This is a genomic window from Stenotrophomonas sp. NY11291, from assembly GCF_023277365.1.
Classification (GTDB): Bacteria; Pseudomonadota; Gammaproteobacteria; order Xanthomonadales; family Xanthomonadaceae; genus Stenotrophomonas; species Stenotrophomonas geniculata.
In genome coordinates, this window is record NZ_CP096975.1 from 4054964 (window position 1) to 4078669 (window position 23706).

The following is a 23706-nucleotide window of genomic DNA, read 5'->3' on the forward strand; positions in this document are numbered from 1 at the left end:
ACCCTGCGGTGCCGGTCAGTGGTCGAGGGTCAGAGCAACCAGGCGCTGTCCATCGCCTCAACAACGCCCTTCATCACGTTGTCAGTGCCGGCGATCTGGTTGGCGGTGAGGATCTTGGCGGCCTTGAACTTGTCGTTCGGCACGCACACCAGCAGATCCGGTACCAGGCCCAGCGGACGGCCGTGGTCGCCCGTGCGCGAGGTGAAGGCGGTATAGGCTGCCTGCAGGTTCTCCTCGGTCAGCGGCTTGTTGCTGGCGAAGGCCATCTGCCAGAAACCGAAACCGACGTTGCGGCGGCAATCGGCGCCGTAGCGGAATTCCTTCTTGTTGAACACGCCCTCATCGGTATCGGTGTCCATGGAAACGAACTGCGGCGGCTTGCGGTTCTGGAAGATGATCGGCTTGAGGGCGCGCTTGGTGCACAGCAGATACCAGTAGGCACCATTGCCGCCCGAGTCCACGTTGCTCTGGACCGTCTCCTTGCCTTCCTTGTCCAGCACCGGATGATCGGTGTCGAAGAAGTTCTGCCCGTCGTAGCAGGCGGTGGAGATGCCGTTCTTCAACAGCTCGAACGTCAGCTGGTCCGGCTGCGCGCCGACCGACTCGCCCATGCTCTGCATGAGCGGGCTGTAGATGCCGAGGTTGTCATCCTCGATGTCATCCTTGTCCACGCCCACAGTCAGCTCATACGGCTTGTTCTTGATGGTGTAGCCGTGGTTCTGCAGGCCATGCACGACACGTTCGCCGATCCATTCGCGCACGTTGGGCAGCTTGCCCAGCCAGCCGTACTCGTTGGACTTGGTGGTGGACGGCACCACCGTGGCAATGCGCTGGAACTGGGATGGTGCCTGGCCGAGGCCGGCGTTGAATGCTGCGTTGAAGGCGACGTACAGCGTCGAAAGATTGCCGCGATTGACGATCATGGGATTGTCCTGGTGATAGGGGAACGGATGGGCCGGCTCAGCCGACCACGATCCACACGCCGGCTGCATCCACGTCCAGGACGACACCAGCGCGCTTGCGGGCGCCGCTGTTGTCGGTCTTGGCCACGGTCTGGTCATCGACGATGTAGGCAGTTGCGCCGATGTCGGCGCGGGCGATGGCATCAGCGCCGGCACTGTTGTCAAAACGGAAGCCAGTGCCGCGCTCGCATTCGACCGGCTCGCCTGCCGAGGTTCCGGCGACGGAGCGAAGTGCAACGCCGACGGCGTCACCGGAACCGGCAGTGCCTGCCGGCACCGCGTTGCCGTTGGTGGCCAGCAGCGCAATCAGCGTGCCCGCGTGCAGGGCGGTGCCGGGGTTGGAGGGATGGCCGACACGATGTGCGTCCCGGCGCGGGGTGTTGCGAGCCTGGGTGGCTGCGCTCATAGCAGACTCCGGTGAGAGGTGGGGGGTAGTGCTCAGGCCTGCGCCTGGGCGGTGTCCTTCTTGGATTTCGCGAAGGCTTCGGGGGTGACGCCGGTAGCGCTGCAGACGGCCATTTCAGCCGCGTCCAGGCCATGCTCGTTGGTCGCGCCGGCCGGCTTCTGGCCGCCGGTCTGCGTACCGCCCAGGGCAGCGATCGGAGCGGCCTTGTCCAGGTAGGACGACAGCGCGGCCAGATTCTGCTTGCCCAGGTCGGTGGCCCAGTCCCTCATGCTCGGCAGGATGCGGCCATCAGCCAGGCCGGCCTCGACCAGCGCACTGACCTTGTCAGCGGTGCGCTCGGCGGACAGAGCGGCGACCTGGCCGCGCACTTCCTCCAGGGCGGCGATGGGGACGAACTTGGTCGGGTCCGGGGTGGCGGTGGCCTGGGTCTTGAGGGCACTGCAGGCTGCAACGGCCGGCTCGCCCTCGGCGCCCAGCTCGGCCTGCAGTCGGCGCAGCACGCCCAGGCTGGTGGTGAGGGAGCTGCAGGCGGCGATGGCATCTGCTTCGGTGGTGGTTTCGGGCAGGCCCAGGGCAGCCAGGAAGGCTTTGAGCAACGGGTTCATGGAGGTTTCCTTGTCAGGATCGATGTCGTGGGCAAAGCAAGCCGCTGCGCGTAGCTCCATGGCCTGCATGCCGTCGATGGCGGGGTCATTGGTGAAGGCGGCCATCTGCATGGCCAGCACCTCGCCGGTGGTCTTGTCGTAGAGGAACACCGGGGAGACGTAGCGATAGGCGCCGGTTCGGATCTGCTCTGCAGCCTGGGGAGTCAGCTCGGTGGTGGCCCAGAGGCCAGATCCCTCGCGCCATTGCAGCGCACGCATCCAGGCAGCGGCCGGCGCGGGCTGCCCGTTGGTTTCTTTGTGCAGGGTCTGGTGTTCGTAATCGACCACTGCCGGGTTGGCGCGAGCGTTGAAACGCTCGATCACGCGGGCCGCCACCGAGGCGTCGATGTACCAGGCGGGGACATCCATCTTTCGCCCGTCGCTGGGCTTGAAGTGACCGGCGGGGGTCAGCTGGATGGAAATGAGGCGGTCATCGCCCACGGCGTCGGCCTGCAGCAGGAAGCTGCAGGCAGCCAGGGCAACGGCGGTATGGAGGTGGCGGGCGGGCTGATTCATCCCCGCCAGATTCGCCGCCATCGATCAGGCGGCGGGACTAAAGCCCTTCACTGCTTTTCGGGCGTGGCCCGATGGGCGTGTTGTCGGCAGGGACTCTACACCGGCCGGGGTGATTTTTGTCCTTCGCCGGGGTGGTCACTTGAACTGGCGTCTTCAAGGGCGTTTGAAAGGCGTTTAAATCGACCGCCGCTGCCCGTTGGGGGTGGACCATGGACGGTGGCCGCGCCCAGGGGGCCTCCACGGGCCGCACAGGCCGTTTTAGGCGCGGCCCAATCCGGCGGGGTCTGCGTCCAGTTCCAGCCATGCGACGGCCAGGCGCTCGATGCTCTGCTCATCCTCGGCGCTTAGGCCCATGAAGGGGCGGGCCGGCAAGCCAGGATGATTCACCTTGGCCACAAACGCGGGCCCCTCCTGGCCATCCTTTCCTGGACGCGTCTGCATGCCGGGCCAGTAGAGCGCTTTTCCGTTCTTTGCGCGGATCTCGTATGGCTTGGTGCCTTCCTGGTGCCAGCGCGCCTGCTTGGAGTCGGCGCGGATCTCCACCCAGTCAGGGCCCGACAACGGGTGGATACCGTCACGGGTGCGGCGGGTATCGTTGAGCGGCGTTCGGCCTGACCCATCGGCCAACGGCTGCCAGGCAACGCCATCCGGTCCAATGCCGGTATCGAATCGGGCCTGGGTGCTTTCGGTCAGATCCTCGCCAACTTGGGCCATCAGGCCCGACAGGTTGACGCTGCGCTCCAGGAGACGGGCGAACCACTGTTCGGCCTGGCGCGCATCGATAGTGAGGATCAGGGGTTCATTGGCCATGGTATTCTCCGCAAACGGGCCGGGGCAAAGCCGCCCCCGGCGTAGCGGCCAAGCCGCAATCCTTCCACAGGGTGGGCCAGCCCCCGAGGCCCTGCAGGAAGCGCCGCAGAGCGGTCTGGCGCGTCTGTAGGCAAAGGCTCATTCTTCCGGCCGCCCCCATACCAGCAGCCCTTGCCGCGAACGCGGCTGAGCCTTGCTGCCACGGAAGAAGTCGAACGATCCCCACACCCCGCCAGGCAGCACCTCGGCAATCACTGTCAGGGCGTAGCGCTTTTGCGTGCCGCCTTCGGACTCGGTGACTTCGATCCGCTTGACGTAGTAGCGGCGCAGGCCGAGCTGGCCAGCCTCATTGCGGGCGAAGTTGGCCCACACCTCAAACGGGCTCTGGATCGTCTCAGCCAACAGCGGCAGATACTTCTCCCGACCATCCAGGCGTGACGGCTTCTCCAGCCAGTGCTCAATCACCTGGTCGGTAAGCAGCACCTCGGCCCCGGATGGATCGGTGAGCGTGGCGGTGCGGCCGTACAGCTCCTGCCAGGCCAGGCGCACCTGTTGAGGATCACGAATACCCGTGGGCAGAGGCCGCGCAATCGCAGCGTCCAGCGGAACCTGGGCGGGACGCCCGTAGTCCTCGGCGCTTCGCCCTGGCACCTCCGACCACTTGGCCGCAGCATCCTTTGCCAGCGCGCTGTCGGCGATGTGTCGGCCGCTGGCGGCATGGCCGACGTGATACGCCCACTCCGGTGGCGGGTCACCCTGGATGGGCGTGGGTGGCTCGCTGACCTTCCAGCCCATGGCTTTCATCTTGGCGGCCGATACGCCCAGCACCGTGCAGCGACAGCCCCAGCCATTGGGCGTGTAGTGGGTATCCCACCAGGGATGGTCGGACGGCAGGATGACGCCATCCCAAGCCTTGTGCTGCTCGCGTGGGTTGCGCACGGTGTTGTGCTTGTAGCGCAGGAACGGGAAATTCTTGAGCGTCTCCCAGCGTCCGGCCTGGTAGGCCGTTCGCAGATTGGTGTGGTAGATGGTCGCCGTGCGCCAGGCCTGCCCGCCGGGGCTGCCTTCGCCGGTCCAGCCATGCCATCCATTGCGCTGGACGATGTCCTGGAAGCGAGCGCGGAAGTCCTCTAGCGTCTCGCCCTGAGTGATGGCTGCATCCACTGCTTCGCGCAGGTCGGTCAACAGCGCATCGCGCGTGGCGCCGGCAACTACAAACGCCCGCGCATGCTGCCCGTGCATCAGGTCATCCCACCGTCGCGTGGGAAGGTTCACCTTCCCGCGAAAGTAGCGCTCCGCCTCGGGCATGCTCCCGAAGTTGCCCCGGATCTCAGCCACGGCTTTCGTCCAGGGCATCGAGCATGCCCGCTGCGCCCGCAATAGCCAGGGCGTGCTGCATGGCCTGGCCGAACTGCGCCGCGCTCAGGGTTGGCAGGAGCGCCAGCAGGCCGTCGCGGATCTGCTCCAGATCCTGAGCGCCATCCACGAGCTCGCGGATCGCGTCCACCCATTCGGCCACAACCGGATCGACCTCGGTGGCCACCAGTCGCGCCAATTGGTCCTCGCGCTCCCGCGACGACACCGAGACCGGCTGTGCGGCAGCCGTCGCAGTCCGCACACTGCTCAACGCCACCTGATCCGTTACTGCGGGAACCTGCCCCAGCACCGGCTCATCCTCTCCGGCTTCGGGGATGCCCAGCTCGGTGTGTGCCCAGGCGCGGGGGATCTGCATGCCCATGGCGACCATCGCGGGCAGCGCTGTGGCATAGGTGCCGATGTCCTTGATCTCGGCCAGGTCGAACACCAGGCGCGGGCAGCGACGATAGTCACCCGGTCGCACCAGCCCATTGAGGACCGCCAACGGGTAAATCAGGTCACGGGACAGCGTGCTGGCCAACTGGCCAGCATCGGCGTCCTTGATTTCCTTGCGCACTTCGTTGTGCACGTTGCCCAGCGCATTGGTGCTGCTTTTACCATCGGCCTGACTGGTCAGCGTGCCGCCCAGGATGGCCTTGCTCTGGCTGCGCTCGCACCAGTTCATCATCAGCTCGAAGGCCTTGGGATCACCCTCGGCGACAGCGGGGAAGTCCATGCTCATCCCCTCCGGGATGATGCCGGCAGCGTTGTGGCCGATCTCCATCAACGCACGTAGCAGCGACATTTTCTCGCGGTCGGATGCGCCTGGCGGGTATTTGCCGATCCGCATTGGAATGCCGTAAATCTCCAGGAACTCGGCCAGATCACCGACGCTGTAGTTCTTGAACAGGTACGGCCACACCAGTACCCGGAACAGCGCAGCGCGCTCCAGATAGCCGCTCTTGGCCTTGTGCGTGTGAGTGATCCAACCAAACGGGCGCAGGGTTTCCCCTTCGCCAGTGCCGTTGCGCAGACGGATCTCCTGGCGATAGCCGCGGTGCAGCTGGAACCAGGACTGCGGCCGATGGGTGATGGACTTCGGCAGCCACTCTTGGGCGCTGCGATCCCATTCGATTTCCAGGTTGGCGAAACCCTTGCCGATGGCGTCGGTGGTATCGAACACGATCCCATCGAAGTCATCGATAGCCAGCACCATCGCCTGCAGCTGCTCGGTCGCCTTCTTCTCCGCCGCACTGGGATTGGGCGGCGCACTGATCTTGAACGGCAACCCGGAGACAGCGCGGCGGCGCTTGGACATCTCCGAGAAAATGTGGGCGTCGCGCTCCTCGATGTCCTCAAACAGCTCGTATTGGCGGATCAAATCGCCCTGTTCGGCCGCCAGCAGGATCGAGGCCAAACGGCTGGGCGTGAGGCCGCGCGAGGGGTGTCCCTGGAACTCGCGCTGCAGTGAGTTGGCGTGCGCAGTCTGGGGCTGTGCCAGGTCGGTCACGGTGAAGGGCTGGCCATCGGGGCCGAGAATGCGGGTTTTGGTCACCATGCTTGCGGTTCCGGCAGATTGAAATCGTGGTCCTCGGGACGCTCGTGCCCGTGGCTGGCCACGGAATCAAAGCCGCGCACAGAGCGCGGCACGGGGGTCCAGTCCATCTCGGCACCTGGATGGCGACTGGCGTAGTACATAAGGGCAACCGCGATAGCCGAGTCGCCGTGGCGTTGGCCACCGTCGCGCCCGGTGGTGCGCTCGGGCACCCTGGCCACGCCCTTGATGACTCGCACCACGCGCAGGTCTGCCATCGTGTCCTTGTCACGCGGCAGGGAAATGGTGTCGTCCTCAAATGCCTTCTTGACTGGCGGCATGTGCTCTCGATACCAGCCCTCGGTGGCCATGACCAACTCGACACGGCTATAGCCGAACTCCTGGGCGAGGAACTCTGCGAGTGCATGACCATTACCGCGCGCATCCACCGCAGCTTTCACGAACCGAGGCAAACGGTGGATAACGTACTTGGCTACCTGTTCCTGCTGGCGGTGCGGCATGTTCCGCAATTCCAGGATGAACGGCGCTTTGCGCTTGAGCGTCTGGGTGATCTGCGCTGGCACCATCACCGACAAGTCACCTGAGCGGCCGAAGTCCTGGCCATAGACGCTCTGTAGATCAGGGTCCAGCTTGTCCAGGTGCGGTCCGACTTCGTCATCCAACCAGGTCTGCACGGCCTCCCATCGGACGTGGTCGCTTTGCTGCTCAAAGCCATTGGGACAGGTGTAGCGCAGCACCGGGGCATCGGTCATGCGCGCCTCGATCAACGCTGCACTGAGCCATGCGCCACTGCCCTGCGACGGAATGCAGTCCAGCTCCTCGGCGGCGGCATCGCCATAGGTGCCGTACACCTCGGCGATAAACTCCTCTTCGGCTTCCTGCGACCAGGTCTTGCCCAGGCGCATGCAGACACGGCGGTAAAGGCCTTCTTCGACCGCCTCACGGAAAGGCACGCGGTGGATCGATCCGCGACGACCACCCGCACGGATCTCCTCGATCAGCTCATTGAATGCGTTGTCATGGCCGTCATGGGTGGAGATGAGGCGAACCTTTCCGCCCCACACCAGGAATGCAACAGCTGCCTTGAGCAACTCCTGCAGGTCGTCAACGAATGCAGCTTCGTCGCCCACCAGCACGCCCTGGCGACCACGCAACTTGCGCGGCCGGCTGGCCAGTGCCGTGATCTTGAAGCCACTTTCCGGAAAGCGAATGGTGAAGGTCTTGATGTGCTTGTCATCTTCCTCCTCATCCCAAAAGCCTTCCTCCACCAGCCCGGCCGCGTAGTTGAAGGCCTTGGCCCACATGGCGCAGGCCTGGATGTATTCCTCGGTCATTTCCTTGTCGGTGCCGAGGTAGTACACGTTCTGACCGCCCGCGCCCTTTGCACTGGCGGCAATCAGCACGTCGTCGGCAGCCTCCGCCCAGGTGATGCCGGTACGGCGTCCCTTCTCCATAACCTTGAGGTTGGCGGTGTCAGCGATCCAGCGCTGCTGATACGGCATCAGTGCCGCAGGCACGTCGGCGGCGGCAGTGTTCGGAACAAGCTGGCGGGCGTTCTCAGTCATTCGGTGCGGATTCCCAGGATCTGAGAGCGAATGTGGGCGGCGGCAGCGGCGGACAGGCCGCCGCTCTTGACGACCTTCTCCAGCTTGGCGGCCTGCTCGCGCACCATGGCATCGCGCGCTTCCTGCATGATGGCGCGCCGCACATTGACGCTCACGCGCTGGGTGTCCATCGCGTCCTTGGCAGCGCGGGCCAGTTTGCGGATCTCATCAATGCTCACGTCCTCCTTTTCGTGAGCCCGCAGCGCCGCATTGGTGGCCAGGGTGGTGATGGCTTGGCCGAGGAGCGCGCCGGCCTTCTCGCCCACACCTTCGCCGAGCTCGCCCACCACAGCCTGGGACACGGCCTCAATCTCCCGCATGCGAGCCGTCAGCTCAGCAAACCCCGCACCATAGCGATGCAGGGCGGAGCGCGAGATGTCGGCCGCAGGCTGTCCTGGGAACTGCTGTTGCAGTGCCTCGATCATCTCGGCCAGCGTGAGGCGATCTTCGCGCAACAGTTTCTCGATGAACGTGCGTTGTTCTGTAGGCAGGCGCTGAATGCTGGACTTGCCGCGACGGCGTGGTGTGGTGCTCATCGTCGTTACCGGGGGCTGGGGCGGCTGACACCGGGCACACTGGCCATGCCGCGCGAAACGTCGTGACCGCGAGCGCTCAGCTCAGCAACCATCACGCCCGGCACGGGCTCATCAACGCGCACCAGCGATTGCTCGCTCAGCCAGGTCAGGTCGGTCAGCACGTCATCGCGGCTGGCAGCAACGGCCAGGACGTTGAGGCCGGCATGCAGGACCGAACTGTTGGCGCGGTAGCCGTTCTGTTCCGAGAGCAGCCGCAGCAACACCAGGCGGCGGTCCTCGCGGTGGCGCTCCGCAAAGGTCTTGTGGGACATCAGTCTTTCTCCATGAGGTGTTCTTGGACGGTTTCGAGCATGCGATTGGTGGCGGCTGCCATGCCCTCCAACCGGGCAATTCGGTCAAACAGTTCGCCGGTTTCCTTGTGGGTCAGGTGGTGTGCGTGCTGAACCTCCAGTTTCGTGACTCGATCAGCCAGACCGGAGTGGCGCCACCACAGCACTACGCCGACCAGGAGGTTGAGCGCGACCAGTCCAGCAACCAGGACCAACAGCCCAATGACGATGGACGCATCCCATGCGGCGGCGGCGATCATGGGCGGAACCCTGCGCCTGCGCAGGCGGTGCAGTGGCGGGTGCCTGGCACTGCCTGCAGGCGATCGACTGGGACGATGGCGCCGCACTCCTCGCATTCGGCATCGCACATTGGCTTGGGCACTGGTTGAGGGTTGAACTGCGGGCGGCTGTGCCTGAATCGATCCCAGGCGCGTTCGGTTACTACGTCGGCCTGGTCAGCGTCGTCTGCCACTCGGGTGCCTCTTGCCTTGAATGATTTCAGTCAGGTCCACCGCCACGGCGCGAAGCGTGGCCACGCGCCCTCGGTTGATGAGCCCTGCGTTGCCTGGCTGCCTGCTGCCGCTTTCGGCTTCGCGAGCCATCTGCTCGTACTCGTTCCGCAAGCGGGTCAGGTCAGCGACCTTGATCGTGGGTTCTGCCTTCACGGGCACAGGCCTCCACGGGCAGCTGCAGCTGGGTGACCGCTGTGCAGTACCAGCCCCAGACGGTCGCCTCCCAGTCCGCCACTGCCTGCGTCAGCCTTCGCTGCTGGTTGCGGCAGTCGTGGTACAGCGCCGCGACCTGGTCGTGATTCCCCAGCAGGGTTTCCCAGAGATCGTTCTTGGCTGCCGGCAGCTCCGGGCACTCGGCCTTGAGCGCTGCCGGCATCGGCGGGGCGGGCGGCTGGGGCAGCGGCGCCTGCGTTACTGCGGTTCCAGTGCTGCAGGACATCAGCCCCGGCGCGACCAGTGCGCAGATCAGGGCGATTACGCAGGAGCGAAGCGAGCGCCTCTTGCTGCTGCAGGTTGAATTGACGTTGGTTCTCACGGTCCAGCTCCTGGAGCTCGGCAATGTGGTTGAGGCGCTGGGTTGCGCGGTAGTAATTGGCGGTTGCCTGGGCCGATTGGGTCTGCAGCGTCTTGGCCGACTGCTGCAGTTGGCGCAGCTGCAGCTCCAGGCCCTCGCGCTGCTCGATGGCCGCCGATCCGGCTGCCCAGCGATGCCCCGTCGCAAACCCGATGCCGAGCAACGCGGCAACGGTCAGGCACAGCACCAACAGCAACGAGAGGAAGCGATACGGGCGGGTCAGGTCTGCGATCAGGGGCATGTGGCCACCCCCGTCCAACCGGCTGCGAGATACGCCGGCTCCAGTGTCAGTAGGATGCGTTTCGGATAGCCGGTGTTCTCTCTGTGCGCCCACTCTGCTCGGGCGCGGTACGGCTCGACAGCCCGCCAGTCGTTTGCATCCGCTCCCTTGGTGTACGCCAGCGCTCGCTCGCGATTGAGCGCCTTTTCACCGCCGTTGTACGCGCGGAAGGTAAAGGCCCACCGGCTGCAGCTGCTCATACGCCCCTGGCTGTACTCGGCGACGCGGTCGAACAGCCAGCGGTCATACAGCGCGGCAGCCAGGATGGCCTGCTGCGGGTTCCAGGGATCGAATCCCGCCAGATCGGTCGGATAGATCGTGGCGATCCAGCGGGCCGTGGACGGCATGAACTGAGCGATTCCCTGGGCACCCACAGGGGAGCGCGCATCTGCCCGGAATGCGGACTCCTGGTGTAGCTGTGCGGCCAGGCGCGCCGAGCTCGCGTTGACGCCCCATGCGCGGGACGCTGCCTGTTCCACGCGATGTCGATACAAGGCGGATGCCGGGGCAACCTTGACGGTGGCGCGGGCGGTTGCAGCTTCTGCCTTGCCGCAGATGGCCCACGTTACGATGGCCACGAGCACCAGACAGACCGCGATGGCCAGGCGCAGGCCGGGATCGGGGCGGCCGTGCCGGGTCATCCGATCAGCCCTGCCGCAATCATGGCCGCAGCGATCAGGGTCACGCGCCGGGTCTGCGCCATGGATTTCTCGATGCCATCGAGATACCTGGGATCAGCGCCACGGAACAGGGTCAGGTCAACGCCGTGGCCGATCACCGCTGCCATCGTCAGCTTGGCGGCCGCCCAGGCGTAGGACGCCACCAGGATGGGATTGAGGATGGCCACGCTGGCCAGCAGGAAAAGGCTCAGTGCCAGCCACAGCCAGATGTAGCCGATACGGTCGAACAGCGAGCCAAGGTAAGCGATGGCTCGGGTACGGCGATTGTTGGGTTCCATGTGCACTCCGCTGTATGGGTAAGCGGGGTGCGTCCGTGCTGCGCACGTTGACCGTCCCCCGGTACACACAGCTTCCGCGCGCGCGAAAGTGGACGGGGACTAAAGTGCTTCAATGAAAAAGCCCCGCATATGCGGGGCCTTTGTAGGGATACTGGCAGGTCTAATCGTGTCGCGCACACGCCCGTGGGTAGTCGCGCCAGAGTATGGCATCCACACTCCCATCGTCCTGGCCCGGATCAATGACCGCAGCGACCGGATCGACCATGAAACGGCGATAGCCTTCTGGCCCGAACGACACCCGCCCACAGACCGTGCGCTTGTCCACCCCTATGCGGACATCAGTGAATGCCGCGACGGTTACGCCGGCCTTCTCCATGATCGCACTCTTGGCAGATGCGATCTTCCAACTTGAGTAACCCCATACGGACCAAACGAGGCACCCCAGCACCACCGCCGCGATCACTGCCACCACGGTCCATTCAACTTTGCCCAGCACCGGCCTACTCATCCTCTCTCCCTAGAACTCAAAATTGCGCTGCACCCTGGCAAGGTGCAGCTGGCGTTGCTGACGAATGATCTCGTAGACCCGAACCTCACTAAGGCCATACTCGGTCACCAGCTGCGCAATGTTACCGCGCTTGGCCTTGCGGTAGATTTCCGCGTCCCGCAGCGCATTTCGCAGGCGCATCCCCTGCGGGATGTAAATCTGACGGCCGCCAGCATACTCGGCTTGCGCCAGCATGCCGGCAAGGGCCAGCCTGGTGGCCTGTTCTTCATCCAGGCCGGCGCGACGGAACGCAGCTTCCATGACCGCGACCAACGCGACCAGGGTGCCTTCCCACTGCTTTTCGGTCAGATCCAGCGGTGCGGCCGCGATCAGCTCGGCGGCTGCATCGGCGTCCGGTGTTCCGACCCAATCGCGTTGCTCGATCATCAGTGTTCTCCGTACTTCTCGCGCGCCTCTGCGCGCTCGCGCTCGGCATCGTCGTCGGACATCTGGCCCAGCGCCACCATCTGGCTGATCCAGGCCAAGCGCTGATCCAGCCTGGATTCGCCAGCACCTGGATTGACGCGTGCTGTGGTGCCCAGGTGCCGGCCTGCGCGGGCGTGTTCCTCTCGTTCGCGCTCAGCGGCCGCATCGGCCTGGTCGGCTAGGCCGAACACAACCGCGCGCAGGTAGCCGTGCGACTCCAGCGGGAGGGTCAGGTTCGGCCGAGCCACCAGCATCTGATCGATGCCTGCCACCCAGTGACGAACCTGCGCCGGGCGGCGGATGCCGCCGCGTTCGTCCTTGCAGACCGTGCCAGAGGCGACCAGGTCGGCGACTTCCTGGGCGAGCTTCACCGCGCGCCCCATTCGCAGGCCCTGTTTGGCCGGTTTGAACAGGCCCAGGTAGGCCAGCACCGCTCGGCCAAGCTCGGGCGGCATTGCCGCCACGGTTACTGCCAGGCGCTTGCCTTCCTCCTCCAGGAGAAACGCATTGATGTGGCCCTGGCAACCACAATCGGGACAGGTGGCTCTCATCAGTGCGTCCGCAGATCCTTCAACGTGAAGATGGGCGGCGCGTCCAAGCTGCCCAGGGCTCCCTCCAGAAACTCCCTCACATACTCATCTTCTCGTCCACCAGCGCGCAGCAGTTCGATTCCGACCAGCGCAACGCTGGTCAGATACTGAATCACCTGCGGCGGTGGGAGCGTCTTGATACGCTCGAAGGTCACGCGCAGGGCCTCGCCGGTGGCCTTCTGCCGTTCCTGTTCCCGCTCGGCGTCGCTTACGGTATTGCTCATCCTTCCCTCCGGTTGCAGTCGATCTGTAGCGCAGCAATCAGGCTGTGCAGCTGGTCATGTTTGAGAAACTCCAGGCGGTCCACCTGAAACATGCGCACTGACATGGCGTGCGCGTAGCTCCAGGGACGTTTGGCGCTGGCCAGTAGCGCCTCCACCTTTCGCAGCATCGGCACCTGGTCAGTGTTCTTCGGGCGGTCAGGGTGCGGCTTGCCCGGCTTGGCCTTCCAGCCAAGCCGGGTCAGCTCCGCCAGGACTGCGTCGCGCTCGCTTGGCGACATCTGCGTGGAGGACTGCTTACCTGTCACGCGCTGCAAGAGCGCGCGATAGCCTGCCTCATCCATGCCGAGCTGCTTCTGCGCAACTTTGATCTTGGCGATCTGCACGCGGCGCGCGGGGTCTGCCTTGGTATTCATTCCGCCGCCTCGGCCTTCTCAGGCCACCCAATGCGTACCAGGTGAATTTCAGTGCAGGTTTTCACCAGGTGTCGGCGCAGTGCGGATGGCGAGCCCCAGCGCGGGTCGTTGACCACGACTGTCGCCTTCTTCACCTGAGCTTTGGTCCAGCGCTTACCCCAATCCTTCTGCATTCTTGCCTGGTCCGCTCGCGTGTAGCCGCACACGGTTCTAGGCCGGTAGAACTTGAGTCCTATGGCATTGCCTGCATTGCAGAACTCTTGCTTGATCTGGCCATCAACGTAGACCAACACTGCAAACTTGAGCGGCTTGATCTGCCTGACGGCGATCTGGAGGCGATGCCCATCAGCAAGAACCTCAACGCCACCTGCCCAGGGGCTTGCCAAGGCTTCATCGAATCGCTGCCACTCCTCTCGGCGTGGGTGCTTGGTCTCAGCCTTGGCCATGAGCTGACTCCTTGTCGCGGAAGCAAACGAGGCTCGGGGCGCTGATGTGGCGCACCAGGCGCCAGGGGAACACGTCGCCACGTGCCTCGATGTAGGCAGTCGCCCGCTGGATGTACCCCATGGCCTCCGGGGAGCGCGGATCAACGGCACAGGTCAGGTCATAGAACGTCAGCCCTTCGATGTCCTGCTGGCGGGCAAACAACTCGATGTCGGCGCGCACGGTCGCATCGGCCACGGCGAGTGCCATCTCGGCGAGGTCAGCAGGAATGCGCGCGGTCACAGTGCCACCGCCGACAGATCGAGGGTGATGGGCTGATAGGCGCCATCCTTGTCCCGCTGGTACACGCGGACGTAGGACTTGCTCCCCATGACCTGGACAGCTTCGCCAATGGCGCGCATGGCTTCCTGCCAACGCGGATCGTCAATCTCCAGACGCCGCAGCTGCAGCACCTGCCCGGTGCGGATGTTGCCCTGCTGATCGACACGGAACGCATCGTTGATGATGGTGCGGATCTCGGTGCGTGCGCCTTCGGTCCACTCTGCCAGACACTGGTCGATGAGTGCCTTGGCAGCCAGCAGACGTTCGTCAAACTTGATCGTCTCCTGGAACTGACGGATCACCTTGTATCGGCCATCGTAGGCCACCAGCGTGACGTTGCCCTTCTTGCCGCCGATGTGGACGCGGTACTGCTCTGCGCTGAGGGACACGAACGCGGCAATGCTGTTGAAGGCATGGCGCTTGAAGTCGGCCATGCGCTTGTGCAGATCCTGAGCGCGCTCAGCGAGCTCCTGCACCAGTTCATCGCGCAGCTTGTCGATTTCCTTGATGTGTTGCTCCGGGACCAGGTGCCCCTTGGCGTCCTGTCGGTAGCCTTCGGGAATCGCGTTTGCATGCATGGTTGGGGTTTCCTTGTTCATCAGGGAGTGAGGTGGTTACGGGCTTCGGCGAGGGCGCCATCGCACTGCATCAGCAGCCGCACCAGGGCCGCTGGCAATCCGGCAACACGGGCATCCACTGCGGTGTCCAGGACATCCTGGGCAATGGATTCCAAGCGTCGCTCCACGGCGAGCGCTTGTGCTGTGTGCGGCGGGCGCTCGCAATCGGCGGGCGTGGGCTCCGGCACGGCTGCGAATCGGGTGCCGGTGGAGCCTCGGACCAGCCAGAGCATCTGCGGGTCGCTGCCCTGGCGTTCGACCTGGTTGCGGTCGATCAGCTCCTCCAGGGTGTCGTCGATGTCCAGCGGTCGCGCATCGTGCAGGGTGGTGGCCAGCTGGACGCGCGTCATGCAGCCGCCTGCCTGGTCGATTGCCTCCAGGATTCGCTGCAGCAGCTGCTGCAGCGACTTGGGAAACGGAACATGCTTCGTCATGGTGTCTTGCTCAATGCAGCCCACTGGTGGGGGTGGATTGGCACACGTCCCACTCCACCTGGCAGCCGTGGAATGGGGTCGCCATCTTCGTGCGGGTCACCAGCTGGCCCTTGCGCTCGCGGATGTGCTGGGCGCCCACCAGCGAATCGCCGCGCGGGCGGTCGATCACGATCACGGGCCGAGCGCCAGTGATCGAGACGGAACGAGCCGTGAGGCCCTTGTCTGCCAGGGCATTGATGGCCTCCAGCGCGGCGGTCAGCTGGTGCTGGATGGCGGTGCGGTTCTTGTCGGTGGTGGTCACGGGAGACGCTCCTGGTTGTCGATTGGTGCCGTTTGAGCGGCGCTTGCGATGGCTTCATTGCTCCACTGCAGCAACTGGCCGATGGTCAGCGAATCGAATGGGGTGGCAAGCGCATAGCAGCGCTGGACGATCAGGCAGCGCGCCGGCAGTGCATCCGGTGATGCCAGCCTGGCGATGCCGCCCACAGCCGACACCAGGTCGGCCGTGAGATGGGAAATGGACGTGGTCACACCAGCACGCCCAGTTCTTTGGCCGCGTAGCGGATGGACTCGCAGCAGATCCGCTCGTTCTTGGCCTGCGAGTAGATCGAGGCAAGGCGCAGCACCTTGTTCAGGACGCGGAGTGCGCCCGGAAGGTCGGCGATCTGGCGGATTTGATCGCGGCAACCGGCATCGGCGATGTTCCAGGCGTCAATGATCGCGTCGGCGTCACCCTTGACCACCTTGTGGATGACCAGTCGCTTGCCGACCCGGCTATACAGGCGATCAAGGAACGGAGCGCGATTGCCGCCCGTCATCTGCGTGATGACACGATCATTGCCACACAGCACAAGGCCGATGCTGGTCTGATCGTTGATGGCGCGGACCATATCCAGCGCCTGTACGGTCAGGTGCTGTGCCTCATCCAGGATCAGCAGGCCGCTGGTGTTGCGCACCTTCTGGAAGATGGCCCGCTGGATGTAGGCGGCGGAGTTGACCAGGTCGCGCAGGCCCATGACTGCGGCAATCTCCTGCAGGCAGGTCAGGACGCCGCCCGTGGCCGGGGTCAATTCGACGTGCCAGACGTTCGGGCTCACGGCTGCATAGCGCTTATTCGTGACGGTCTTGCCCAGGCCTGCGCCGCCAGCGATCACTGCAATGTCGCCAGCCATGTGGGCGTACTGCAGGACGGCGCGTAGCTTCTCGCTGGTCGGCGTGGTGACGAATTCGGGTCCTTCAGGCAGCTTGCCGTTGCTGATGCGCTCATCGCGGACATTGAGCCAACCGGCCAGCTTGCGAGCCACGTTTTGCTGGTTGCCCGCATAGGTGCCGCCCAAGAACTGCGAAAGCGTGGCGCTGCTGATGTCCGATTCCTTTGCCAAGCGGGCTTGGCTCAGGTTCTTGTCCTCTTCCAGGGTGATACGCAGACGGTCGCGCAGATCGGCGAGCTGCTCCGGTGACAGTTCTTCGGGGGTGATCGGGGTGACGGCCAGATTCATCGTGTTGGGTTCCTTGGATTGGTGCGGGTGCAGCGGGGCAACGGGTGGAAGGGGCGGACGTTTGAGGGCGGCGAGCTTCGATCTGCGGCGGGCGATGCCACCGCCTGCTGCTGTCGCTTTCGGGTTGGTCCGGGTGTCTACGCCGGATCTGAAACGGGCTTGTGCCTGGTGACGAAGTGGGTGCGAACCTTCATTGCGAATGCGCTGGAGGTAGGCCTGCCGACGCTGGTAGCCGGTGGCGGGGTTGCTTTGCATCAGGCCTCCCCGTCAGGCGTGGTCCACAGGCTGTTCCGGCGCTGCTGGGCCTGCATGCGATCCATCAGCGACACGAACGCGCTTTCGTTGTCGTCGGTGCCGGTGCGCAGCCGTTCGGCGGGCTCGGCTTCCTGTACGCGCGGCGGCTGCCGACGACCGAACAGCGGCGCGATCACGCCTGCAGGCGGCAGCGATTCGGGCATCGGCGACGGCAGCTGGTTGGCCACGCTGGCCGCTTCCATCCGGCGCTCCGCGTCCAGCTGCTTACGTGTTGCCTGGCGGTATTGCTTCTTTGCCCTGGCGTGTTCGCGGGCGGCGCCTGTATCGGCGAAGCCAACGGCGGCGATGCAGTCCAGCTGGCCGATGTAGATGTTGGCCAAGGTGTACGCATGCACAGCCTGGTGCAGATGCTCGGGATCAAAGCGAAGCATCACCTTCTGACCTGCAAACGGGGCGATGGCGTCGCTCCAGTACCGATTGCCGGACAGGCGAACGCTGCTATCACGGCGGTCACAGGTGACCACGTCCGTGGACAGGAGCATTTCCCGCAGCTGCTCAGGCGATGCCTTGCGGATCGTGGACTGCGCATAGCTGGACTCAAACGCGGAATCAAAGCTCCGGCCTGCAGCGGTGCGAGTGCGCCGGCCCTCGCGAGCGTTGTGGGCCGCGATTTCCTCATTCAGGACGCGCACGAACTCATCCAGCGGAATGGCCTTGCTGCCGTAGTTCTCGGGCTTTGCGTCGGGCTTGTTACCCGTGTAGGCGCCAGCGAATGCCGGGTGCTTGGCAACGCGGTCGCACAGGTCACGCCAGGCGCGCTCGATGGGCTTGGCCTGGCCGTGATACGGCGTCGCCCAGTGGATTTCGCAGCCCATTGCCGTCAGGAGGCCGGTCGGATCGTCTTCTTTCACCTTGAATCGGAAGCGATTTGCGGTGCCGCCGGTCAGCATCTTGGATGCGAAGCCGCGACCGTTATCCAGCCAGACCTTGCCGGGAATTCCATAGCGCTCGATCACGTCACGGAACGCGAAGCGCGCAAGGTCCGACGACTCGGTTTCGGCGATGCGGTAGCCCAGCAGTTTGCCGCTGTAGAGATCCTGGACGCCCACCATGATGGGGCGCGCAACCGTGCCGTCCGGCCAACGTGCGAACACGTCGAACTTGTGGCCGTCGCTGTTCACTGCCTCCAGTGCGTGGAACACGCTGCGGTCGCGCTCCTGGGCCGGGAACGTCTGATTGAATCGCTCCTGGCCTTCGCGGGCCATCACCAGGACGGCGCGCGGCAGTTCTGCCTCAACACGGCGGATGAACGTCTTGGCGCACGGAAGTGCGGGCCAATCCTTGGTGGCGGCGATGCGCTGCAGCCGGTCATAGCAGCTTTGCGCACTCGGAGCCTCGACCCGCAGATAGTCGGCCTTGAACAGATCCCAGGCCTCGGCGTGAATCTCGGCCTTGGCCTTGGTCGCGGCGTATGCCGGCACCAACAGCGCCAGGCGGTGCTGCTTCTCGGCTTTGGCCACCAGCGCGGCCCAGCGGCCCAGGCTGGCCACGCTCACGCCACCGACCTGGTCGCGCTGCATCTGGCTGGCGACGATCTGACGCGCTGCCATCAAAGGATGGCCCGCAGCCTGCAGCGCCTCAACGGCCTGCAGGGCGCGCAGGCGGCGTGCGGCTTCGTCCTTCAAATGCTGCGGGACGGCCTCGTAGCGCTTCCATGCGGACGCGATGGAATCGACGTTGGCCTGGCGAACCGCCACGACCCGCTGCGGCGTCTCGCTGACCTGGCCCGCGATGACAGCTGCGGCCTGTACATCTGGCGGTAGCGCATCAACGGCATACAGTCGGCGACGACCACCGCGAGTGGCCTTTTCCTCAAACGCCCAGCCTTCACGCTTTGCGCGGATCTCGACGGCTCGCTTGGTCTTGCCCAGGCTGCTGGCCAAGGTGGCCAGGTCCAGCATCGAACGGGGGGACATGTTGCCGTCCGCCATTAGGATGCCCTCACGCTCAGGCGGTGCAGCTGGCGCAGGCGCTGGCTTGCGACGACACGCTCACGGTGGGCGCGGCCGATTTCAACGTCCAAGGTTTCGGCGCCCAGCAGCAGCTGGCCACCGATGACCTGGGCCTGCCACTCAGCGAGCAGCGTCCCGCCGCAGATCACTTCCAGCACGGGGGCAACCCACAGCGGAATGTTGAACGTCTCGCGGCTGGGCGCGGTGTAGCCGTCGAGCATCGCCTTGGATACGTTCTGGCCAGTCAGGCGGCTGGCGCGTGCGGCTACTTCGTGCCGATCCAGGCCTGCAGCGTGCGCGGCCTCCAGCATCTGGCCGACCAGCATGCTGACGGACTTGCGGTAGTCCATGGTGCCGTTGACCGGCGCCGAGGGGCGTGGGGTCAAGAAGAAGTCATAGGGCTGGCTGGGCTGACGATTCATCCTTGCGTCTCCTGCTCGGTGGGGGCGCCTGTGCGCCGGGGGGAAGCGGTAGATAGAGGCGCTGTTCATTGCGGGGCGCCAATTTGTGGATTGCGGCCTGTCCGCAGGCTGCTAGGCTTTGCATCGGGGGGCAGCAGCGGTTTGCGGCCTCCTGGGCCACGGTTCGGCTTACCGTCGGCGCCGTACCGGCTGGGCCAGATGGCCTGGGGTTCCATTCCGAGTGCCTCTGCAATCAGAGCCTCGGCTTGGGGGTACGGCCGACGGAGAGCGGGATTCAGGCTCGCCCCGTTGGTGTAGCCATTCAGTAGCGCGATCTGCCGCAGAGAGATTTCCTTGCGATGCAGCGCCGCTACGATGTCGGCGGCATGCCAGTCCTTAGCGGGACTGGCTTTTCTCGGGGTATTCGTTGCTGACATTTCGTACCTGTCATTTGAGCGATGACTACGGAGCAGATAGTACGCCCGTTTGGACGCTTGTCAACGTCCGAGTGGCCTTCGCGCTTTCCGTTCGGCTGCGAAGTGGCGCCCAAATAGACATTTGCGGTCTTTTCCGCTTATTAATCAGATACATACAGGAAGTGCGAAAGACATGACCAACACCGCCAGAGCAGTTCGCACTTCAGACGCGGAAAGTGCGAATCCCGAATGGACGCTTATTGGTGCGCGTCTGGCGTCCATTCGGGGCAGGTCCCACCAAGGGGAGATGGCCGCTCTACTTCAGGTCTCGAAGACCACGTATGGACGCTGGGAGCGCGGAATACGAGAAATTGGCTCTGATGGCCTGGCGGCGCTCGTCAGGCTGGGATGGAATGCGAACTGGCTGCTAACCGGCGACGGCCCGGAGCGCCTGGATTCCGGCCCTATCCAGCGACAAAACAATGACTTGCCTCAGTCTCAGGTGGTGCGCCACGCGTCTGTGAAGATCGCCGCGCAACTGCTCCAGGAGGCGCTTGATGACGCGGATGCTGTGCTGGCCCCGGCCCAGTATGGCGAGGCGCTTGTTCTGCTGGCTCAGCTGCTGGAAAAGGGACTGCCGGAAGCGGACGTAAGGCCGTTTGCCCGGCAGACAGTCGGGATGATCGTTACAGGGGCAAAGGATGCAGGAGCAGCGGCAACTGGTAGGTAGATTGAGGGCGATTCTGCGGGACGCGATCCCACGGAATCATTGGGAGACAAGGCTTTCGGACCCCGTGCCGGCAATGCCAGTGCATCTGCGTCGCGCTCGCGCGCGCTATGAGATCCAGGATCTCGCCGCCCGCTATGGCTGGCAGCGGGAAATTGATCGGGATCTGTTTCGCCTCGGCGTTCCTTCCCTCAAGTACCTGAGCCAGGAGCAGCTTGACCAGGTGCTGGTCAGGCTCAAGGGCCTGGAGGATTGCCTGCAGAACATCTGCGATCCACCCGATGGACCGCCAGCCCGTTGAAGCCCCTTTAAACACAAATCAAACGGCCGCCAGTGATGGCGGCCGTTTTGCATTTCTGGTGTCCAATCGGGTCAGATGGGGCTGGTTTCGCAAACCGAGCTCTATCTATCAATAGATGTCACTCGACAGGTGAAACGCTTGCAGCACGGGGCTTTCGTCCCATTTCATCCCGTTTCATCCCGTTTTTTCCCCGTTCTCAATCTCTAAGTCCCCCAACATCCGACGTGCCGGGCAACGGATCATGCAGCGGATTACGGGCCGCCAGCGCCGCATGGAAGTCCTCAACCGGGGTGCCAGGCACCAGCGGCAGCCGGCATAGCCAGGTCGGTTGCCGGGCCACGATCGCACCGTCGTTCCGCGACACGGCCAGGTCACTGGCGGCAAATGCCCAGAGGCACTCACGCACCGTGCCGTGCACCGCATCCACTGAACACCGCAGGCGCAGCGCCTGGATGTCGCTGTACTCGCCCTCGCAGAAGGTGTCGCCGCAGATCCTGTCGAAGCCATGCTGCAACCGGCCTTCCAGGGCAAAGAAGCGGTCCCAGTTGGCTTCCTGGTGCGGGTAGTCGATCAGGTCCACGTAGGGAAAGGCCTGGGCGGCGGGCGCGATCAGCAGCGCGCAGAACAGGCCGAGTGACAGGGCGGATGGTTTCATGCGGGAACTCCTCGGGTAGGTGCATCCAGCCTGCACGCCCACGCCGCCCGGCCCCATCGGTCAACCCCGGCCCGCCGGGTCGGCGCCTTCCACGCCCTGCCGTCGGCCCCCTCCCCTGCACAGCGCCCGGCAAAGGCATAAAATGGGGGGCTATCCGTCTATATCCCCCACCTGGAGCACACCATGGGTCTGGAACTCGTCTCGCCCGGCAAGAACCCGCCGGAAGAAATCAACGTCATCATCGAGATCCCGAAGGACTCGGAGCCGGTGAAGTACGAAGTGGACAAGGAAACCGGCGCGATCTTCGTCGACCGCATCCTGTCCACCCCGATGCGCTACCCCTGCAACTACGGCTATGTGCCGAGCACCCTGTGCGGCGACGGCGATCCGGCCGACGTGCTGGTGGTGCTGCCGCTGCCGCTGGTGCCGGGCTCGGTCGTGCGCTGCCGTCCGGTCGGCGTGCTGAAGATGAGCGATGAGGCGGGTAGCGACGAGAAGATCCTGGCCGTGCCGGTGTCGAAGATCTTCAGTGGCTACGCCCACGTCGAAGACATCGCCCAGGTGTCCAGCCACTGGCTGGAGCGCATCGGCCACTTCTTCGAGCACTACAAGGACCTGGAAAAGGGCAAGTGGGTCAAGCTCGACGGTTGGGGCGGCGCCGCTGAGGCCAAGCAGATCCTGATCGAGGCGCACCAGCGCCATCTCGACAGCAAGGCCTGAGCCTGAACCGGATCGCTCCGGCGGCACCCCGCCGGAGCGATGCGGGTCACGTTTCATGACGACGGCACATCACTCTTGCCGCCGTATTAGGTAAATTGCGTCACTTCACACGTCGTCGACATCCATCGTCGAGACAGCCAGGGGAATGTGTCGTGCGTATTCTGCTTGTTGGGGATGCAGCCAGCCTGCCGGCTGAGCTGACCGAATTCATTGCCGATCTTGGGGAAGACTGGCAGCCGCTGACCGCCACCGATGGCCAGACCGCGATGACCGCGGTGGCCACGCAGGGCGTGGATGCGGTGATCGTCTGCCCGCAACTGCCGGATCTCAATGCCACCACGCTGCTGGGCCAGATCCGGACCTTGCGCCCGGAAACCATCCGCATCGCGCTGGTGGACGCCCAGCACGGCAACCGGCCGCCGCCGGCACGCCTGATCGGCGTGGCCCACCGCTTCCTGCCGTTGCCGCTGGCACCGGAAGTGTTGCTGGAAGCGCTGACCAGCCTGGAAGAGCTGCGTGAAGTGCTGGACAGCCCTCGCCTGCGCGACGCCATCGGCCGTATCGAGAAGCTGCCCTCGCCGCCGCACCTGTACCTGAGCCTGACCCAGGCACTGGAACATGACGACGACGCCGACAGCGCCGACGTCGCCAAGCTGGTGGCCGCTGATCCGGCGATCGCGGCCAAGGTGCTGCAGCTGTCGAACTCGGCGTTCTTCAGCCAGGGCCGCACCATCGCCGACCTGCGCACCGCCGTGACCCGCCTCGGCCTGTCGACGCTGCGCGATCTGGTACTGGCCAGCGAGGTGTTCTCGGCACCGACACTGTCCACGGCCGAGCGCAATTCACTACAGCAGCGCGCCCTGCTCGCCTCGCGGCTGGCGGCACGCCTGCTGCCCGAATCCAGCGCCGAACTGGGCGCGACCGCCGCGCTGCTGGCCGACATCGGCCTGCTGCTGCCCGGCGTGCGCAACGAGCGCAGCGAACCGTCGCTGGCCGGTGACACCCGCCCGGGCCACGCCGAAGCCGGTGCCTATCTGCTCGGCCTGTGGGGCCTGCCGATGCCGATCATCGAGGCGGTGGCGTTCCATCTGCAGCCGCAGCGTGCCAATACACGCAGCTTCTGGGTGACCGGCGCAGTGCACGTGGCACTGGCACTGGTCAATGGTGATCCGGTGGACGAGGACTACCTGCAGCGCGCAGGTGTTCTCAACAGGCTGCCGCAGTGGCGGGAGCATGCCAACAGCCTGATGGGACTGGTACCCAGCGAGATCTGAGCTGTCAACGCAGGAAGAACCTCGAAGGCGCGCCCAAAGGCGCGCCTTTTTTGCATCAGCGCGCGCCGCAGGCATCCTGCACGCAGTGGCGATACTGCAGATCGCACAGGACCTTCGACTTGCCTGCAGCCAGGCATTCCTGACGCAGCTCCTCGCAGTACAGCCCGCCCCCACAGACGCCACCGGTCTAGGCAAACACCGCACCCACCAATGTTGCATAGATCAGTGCAGCAGCAGACAGTTTGTGCAACAGCGTGCTCTTCATCGCTCTCTCCATGTGCAAGGGTCCGCAAGTGGACCCAGCAACTGCGTTGATTGCGACACGACAGGAACGTGACCTCCCTCACCTTCCAAGATATTTCGGAATTCCCCTACAAAGAAAGAGGGC

The 23706-nt window shown here is 64.7% G+C and carries 33 protein-coding genes; 4 read left to right on the forward strand and 29 right to left on the reverse strand.

All coding sequences use genetic code 11. The features are described 5' to 3' along the window. Positions 1 to 29 precede the first annotated feature (29 nt). The 28 genes from M1L61_RS18905 to M1L61_RS19040 all read right to left on the reverse strand — a co-directional run bounded on the left by M1L61_RS18905 (position 30) and on the right by M1L61_RS19040 (position 19662). Complete coding sequence (locus M1L61_RS18905) at positions 30 to 923, reverse strand: Mu-like prophage major head subunit gpT family protein (protein WP_248853920.1); 894 nt, start codon at positions 921 to 923, stop codon at positions 30 to 32. Positions 924 to 960: 37 nt separating this feature from the next. Further along, on the reverse strand, positions 961 to 1368 hold the full coding sequence (locus M1L61_RS18910; protein WP_100552830.1) for a hypothetical protein: 408 nt from the start codon (positions 1366 to 1368) through the stop codon (positions 961 to 963). Positions 1369 to 1400: 32 nt separating this feature from the next. After that, positions 1401 to 2528, reverse strand: coding sequence for a phage protease (locus M1L61_RS18915; protein ID WP_248853921.1), 1128 nt, complete (start codon positions 2526 to 2528; stop codon positions 1401 to 1403). 258 nt (positions 2529 to 2786) lie between these two features. Further along, complete coding sequence (locus M1L61_RS18920; protein WP_100552828.1) at positions 2787 to 3338, reverse strand: phage virion morphogenesis protein; 552 nt, start codon at positions 3336 to 3338, stop codon at positions 2787 to 2789. Positions 3339 to 3476: 138 nt separating this feature from the next. Further along, positions 3477 to 4718 (reverse strand): PBECR2 nuclease fold domain-containing protein, encoded by a 1242-nt coding sequence (locus M1L61_RS18925; protein WP_248853922.1) that lies wholly within the window; start codon positions 4716 to 4718, stop codon positions 3477 to 3479. Beyond that, a complete protein-coding gene (locus M1L61_RS18930; RefSeq protein WP_248853923.1) occupies positions 4669 to 6252 on the reverse strand; it encodes a DUF935 domain-containing protein in 1584 nt (527 codons plus the stop codon). The genes M1L61_RS18925 and M1L61_RS18930 overlap by 50 nt, the downstream gene beginning before the upstream one ends. Next, complete coding sequence (locus tag M1L61_RS18935; RefSeq protein ID WP_248853924.1) at positions 6246 to 7814, reverse strand: hypothetical protein; 1569 nt, start codon at positions 7812 to 7814, stop codon at positions 6246 to 6248. The genes M1L61_RS18930 and M1L61_RS18935 overlap by 7 nt, the downstream gene beginning before the upstream one ends. After that, positions 7811 to 8389 carry a phage protein Gp27 family protein gene (locus tag M1L61_RS18940; protein WP_248853925.1) on the reverse strand — a complete coding sequence of 193 codons (579 nt, stop codon included), beginning with the start codon at positions 8387 to 8389 and terminating at the stop codon, positions 7811 to 7813. Before M1L61_RS18940 ends, M1L61_RS18935 begins: the two co-directional genes overlap by 4 nt. A 5-nt stretch (positions 8390 to 8394) precedes the next feature. Further along, positions 8395 to 8700, reverse strand: coding sequence for a hypothetical protein (locus M1L61_RS18945; protein ID WP_049436663.1), 306 nt, complete (start codon positions 8698 to 8700; stop codon positions 8395 to 8397). Then, on the reverse strand, positions 8700 to 8978 hold the full coding sequence (locus tag M1L61_RS18950) for a hypothetical protein (RefSeq protein ID WP_049436662.1): 279 nt from the start codon (positions 8976 to 8978) through the stop codon (positions 8700 to 8702). The genes M1L61_RS18945 and M1L61_RS18950 overlap by 1 nt, the downstream gene beginning before the upstream one ends. 401 nt (positions 8979 to 9379) lie before the next feature. After that, entirely contained in the window at positions 9380 to 10045 is a 666-nt protein-coding gene (locus M1L61_RS18955) for a hypothetical protein (protein ID WP_248853926.1), read from the reverse strand. After that, complete coding sequence (locus tag M1L61_RS18960) at positions 10036 to 10725, reverse strand: transglycosylase SLT domain-containing protein (protein ID WP_248853927.1); 690 nt, start codon at positions 10723 to 10725, stop codon at positions 10036 to 10038. The genes M1L61_RS18955 and M1L61_RS18960 overlap by 10 nt, the downstream gene beginning before the upstream one ends. Continuing rightward, a complete protein-coding gene (locus M1L61_RS18965; protein ID WP_049436660.1) occupies positions 10722 to 11042 on the reverse strand; it encodes a hypothetical protein in 321 nt (106 codons plus the stop codon). Before M1L61_RS18965 ends, M1L61_RS18960 begins: the two co-directional genes overlap by 4 nt. A 160-nt stretch (positions 11043 to 11202) precedes the next feature. Beyond that, complete coding sequence (locus M1L61_RS18970) at positions 11203 to 11550, reverse strand: hypothetical protein (protein ID WP_248853928.1); 348 nt, start codon at positions 11548 to 11550, stop codon at positions 11203 to 11205. Between the two features lie 9 nt (positions 11551 to 11559). Beyond that, positions 11560 to 11976 carry a Mor transcription activator family protein gene (locus M1L61_RS18975; RefSeq protein ID WP_248853929.1) on the reverse strand — a complete coding sequence of 139 codons (417 nt, stop codon included), beginning with the start codon at positions 11974 to 11976 and terminating at the stop codon, positions 11560 to 11562. Then, positions 11976 to 12566, reverse strand: a complete 591-nt coding sequence (locus M1L61_RS18980) for a hypothetical protein (protein ID WP_248853930.1) — start codon at positions 12564 to 12566, stop codon at positions 11976 to 11978. Before M1L61_RS18980 ends, M1L61_RS18975 begins: the two co-directional genes overlap by 1 nt. Next, positions 12566 to 12829 (reverse strand): hypothetical protein, encoded by a 264-nt coding sequence (locus tag M1L61_RS18985; RefSeq protein ID WP_248853931.1) that lies wholly within the window; start codon positions 12827 to 12829, stop codon positions 12566 to 12568. Before M1L61_RS18985 ends, M1L61_RS18980 begins: the two co-directional genes overlap by 1 nt. Then, on the reverse strand, positions 12826 to 13242 hold the full coding sequence (locus M1L61_RS18990) for a regulatory protein GemA (RefSeq protein WP_248853932.1): 417 nt from the start codon (positions 13240 to 13242) through the stop codon (positions 12826 to 12828). The genes M1L61_RS18985 and M1L61_RS18990 overlap by 4 nt, the downstream gene beginning before the upstream one ends. Beyond that, complete coding sequence (locus M1L61_RS18995) at positions 13239 to 13688, reverse strand: hypothetical protein (RefSeq protein WP_248853933.1); 450 nt, start codon at positions 13686 to 13688, stop codon at positions 13239 to 13241. Before M1L61_RS18995 ends, M1L61_RS18990 begins: the two co-directional genes overlap by 4 nt. Next, positions 13675 to 13968, reverse strand: a complete 294-nt coding sequence (locus M1L61_RS19000) for a hypothetical protein (protein WP_248853934.1) — start codon at positions 13966 to 13968, stop codon at positions 13675 to 13677. The genes M1L61_RS18995 and M1L61_RS19000 overlap by 14 nt, the downstream gene beginning before the upstream one ends. Beyond that, the gene (locus M1L61_RS19005; protein ID WP_248853935.1) at positions 13965 to 14585 is read right to left on the reverse strand and encodes a DUF3164 family protein; all 621 of its coding nucleotides are present in this window, start codon (positions 14583 to 14585) and stop codon (positions 13965 to 13967) included. Before M1L61_RS19005 ends, M1L61_RS19000 begins: the two co-directional genes overlap by 4 nt. A 20-nt stretch (positions 14586 to 14605) precedes the next feature. After that, a complete protein-coding gene (locus M1L61_RS19010) occupies positions 14606 to 15058 on the reverse strand; it encodes a hypothetical protein (RefSeq protein ID WP_248853936.1) in 453 nt (150 codons plus the stop codon). Positions 15059 to 15068: 10 nt separating this feature from the next. Next, positions 15069 to 15359, reverse strand: a complete 291-nt coding sequence (locus M1L61_RS19015; protein WP_049436652.1) for a hypothetical protein — start codon at positions 15357 to 15359, stop codon at positions 15069 to 15071. Further along, positions 15356 to 15544 carry a hypothetical protein gene (locus M1L61_RS19020; RefSeq protein WP_154263163.1) on the reverse strand — a complete coding sequence of 63 codons (189 nt, stop codon included), beginning with the start codon at positions 15542 to 15544 and terminating at the stop codon, positions 15356 to 15358. Before M1L61_RS19020 ends, M1L61_RS19015 begins: the two co-directional genes overlap by 4 nt. Before the next feature lie 41 nt (positions 15545 to 15585). After that, a complete protein-coding gene (locus tag M1L61_RS19025; RefSeq protein ID WP_100049994.1) occupies positions 15586 to 16812 on the reverse strand; it encodes an AAA family ATPase in 1227 nt (408 codons plus the stop codon). Next, positions 16812 to 18788: a transposase domain-containing protein gene (locus tag M1L61_RS19030; RefSeq protein ID WP_248853937.1), complete on the reverse strand. Its 1977-nt coding sequence runs from the start codon at positions 18786 to 18788 to the stop codon at positions 16812 to 16814. The genes M1L61_RS19025 and M1L61_RS19030 overlap by 1 nt, the downstream gene beginning before the upstream one ends. Positions 18789 to 18802: 14 nt before the next feature. Next, entirely contained in the window at positions 18803 to 19246 is a 444-nt protein-coding gene (locus M1L61_RS19035) for a hypothetical protein (RefSeq protein ID WP_049436648.1), read from the reverse strand. A gap of 65 nt (positions 19247 to 19311) precedes the next feature. Further along, a complete protein-coding gene (locus M1L61_RS19040; protein ID WP_154263167.1) occupies positions 19312 to 19662 on the reverse strand; it encodes a helix-turn-helix domain-containing protein in 351 nt (116 codons plus the stop codon). A gap of 172 nt (positions 19663 to 19834) precedes the next feature. Here M1L61_RS19040 and M1L61_RS19045 point away from each other — a divergent pair, with 172 nt between their 5' ends. Both M1L61_RS19045 and M1L61_RS19050 read left to right on the forward strand, forming a co-directional pair. After that, complete coding sequence (locus M1L61_RS19045) at positions 19835 to 20371, forward strand: helix-turn-helix transcriptional regulator (protein WP_248853938.1); 537 nt, start codon at positions 19835 to 19837, stop codon at positions 20369 to 20371. A 73-nt stretch (positions 20372 to 20444) separates the two neighbouring features. Then, entirely contained in the window at positions 20445 to 20669 is a 225-nt protein-coding gene (locus M1L61_RS19050) for a hypothetical protein (protein WP_248853939.1), read from the forward strand. Between the two features lie 196 nt (positions 20670 to 20865). Here the strand turns inward: M1L61_RS19050 and M1L61_RS19055 are convergent, their stop codons facing one another. Then, positions 20866 to 21324, reverse strand: a complete 459-nt coding sequence (locus M1L61_RS19055; protein ID WP_248853940.1) for a hypothetical protein — start codon at positions 21322 to 21324, stop codon at positions 20866 to 20868. 183 nt (positions 21325 to 21507) lie between these two features. On the opposite strand from M1L61_RS19055, the gene ppa reads away from it, so the two are divergent. Both ppa and M1L61_RS19065 read left to right on the forward strand, forming a co-directional pair. Beyond that, on the forward strand, positions 21508 to 22044 hold the full coding sequence (gene ppa / locus M1L61_RS19060) for an inorganic diphosphatase (protein ID WP_005410935.1): 537 nt from the start codon (positions 21508 to 21510) through the stop codon (positions 22042 to 22044). A 152-nt stretch (positions 22045 to 22196) separates the two neighbouring features. After that, positions 22197 to 23318, forward strand: coding sequence for an HDOD domain-containing protein (locus M1L61_RS19065; RefSeq protein ID WP_010483988.1), 1122 nt, complete (start codon positions 22197 to 22199; stop codon positions 23316 to 23318). Positions 23319 to 23706 lie beyond the last annotated feature (388 nt).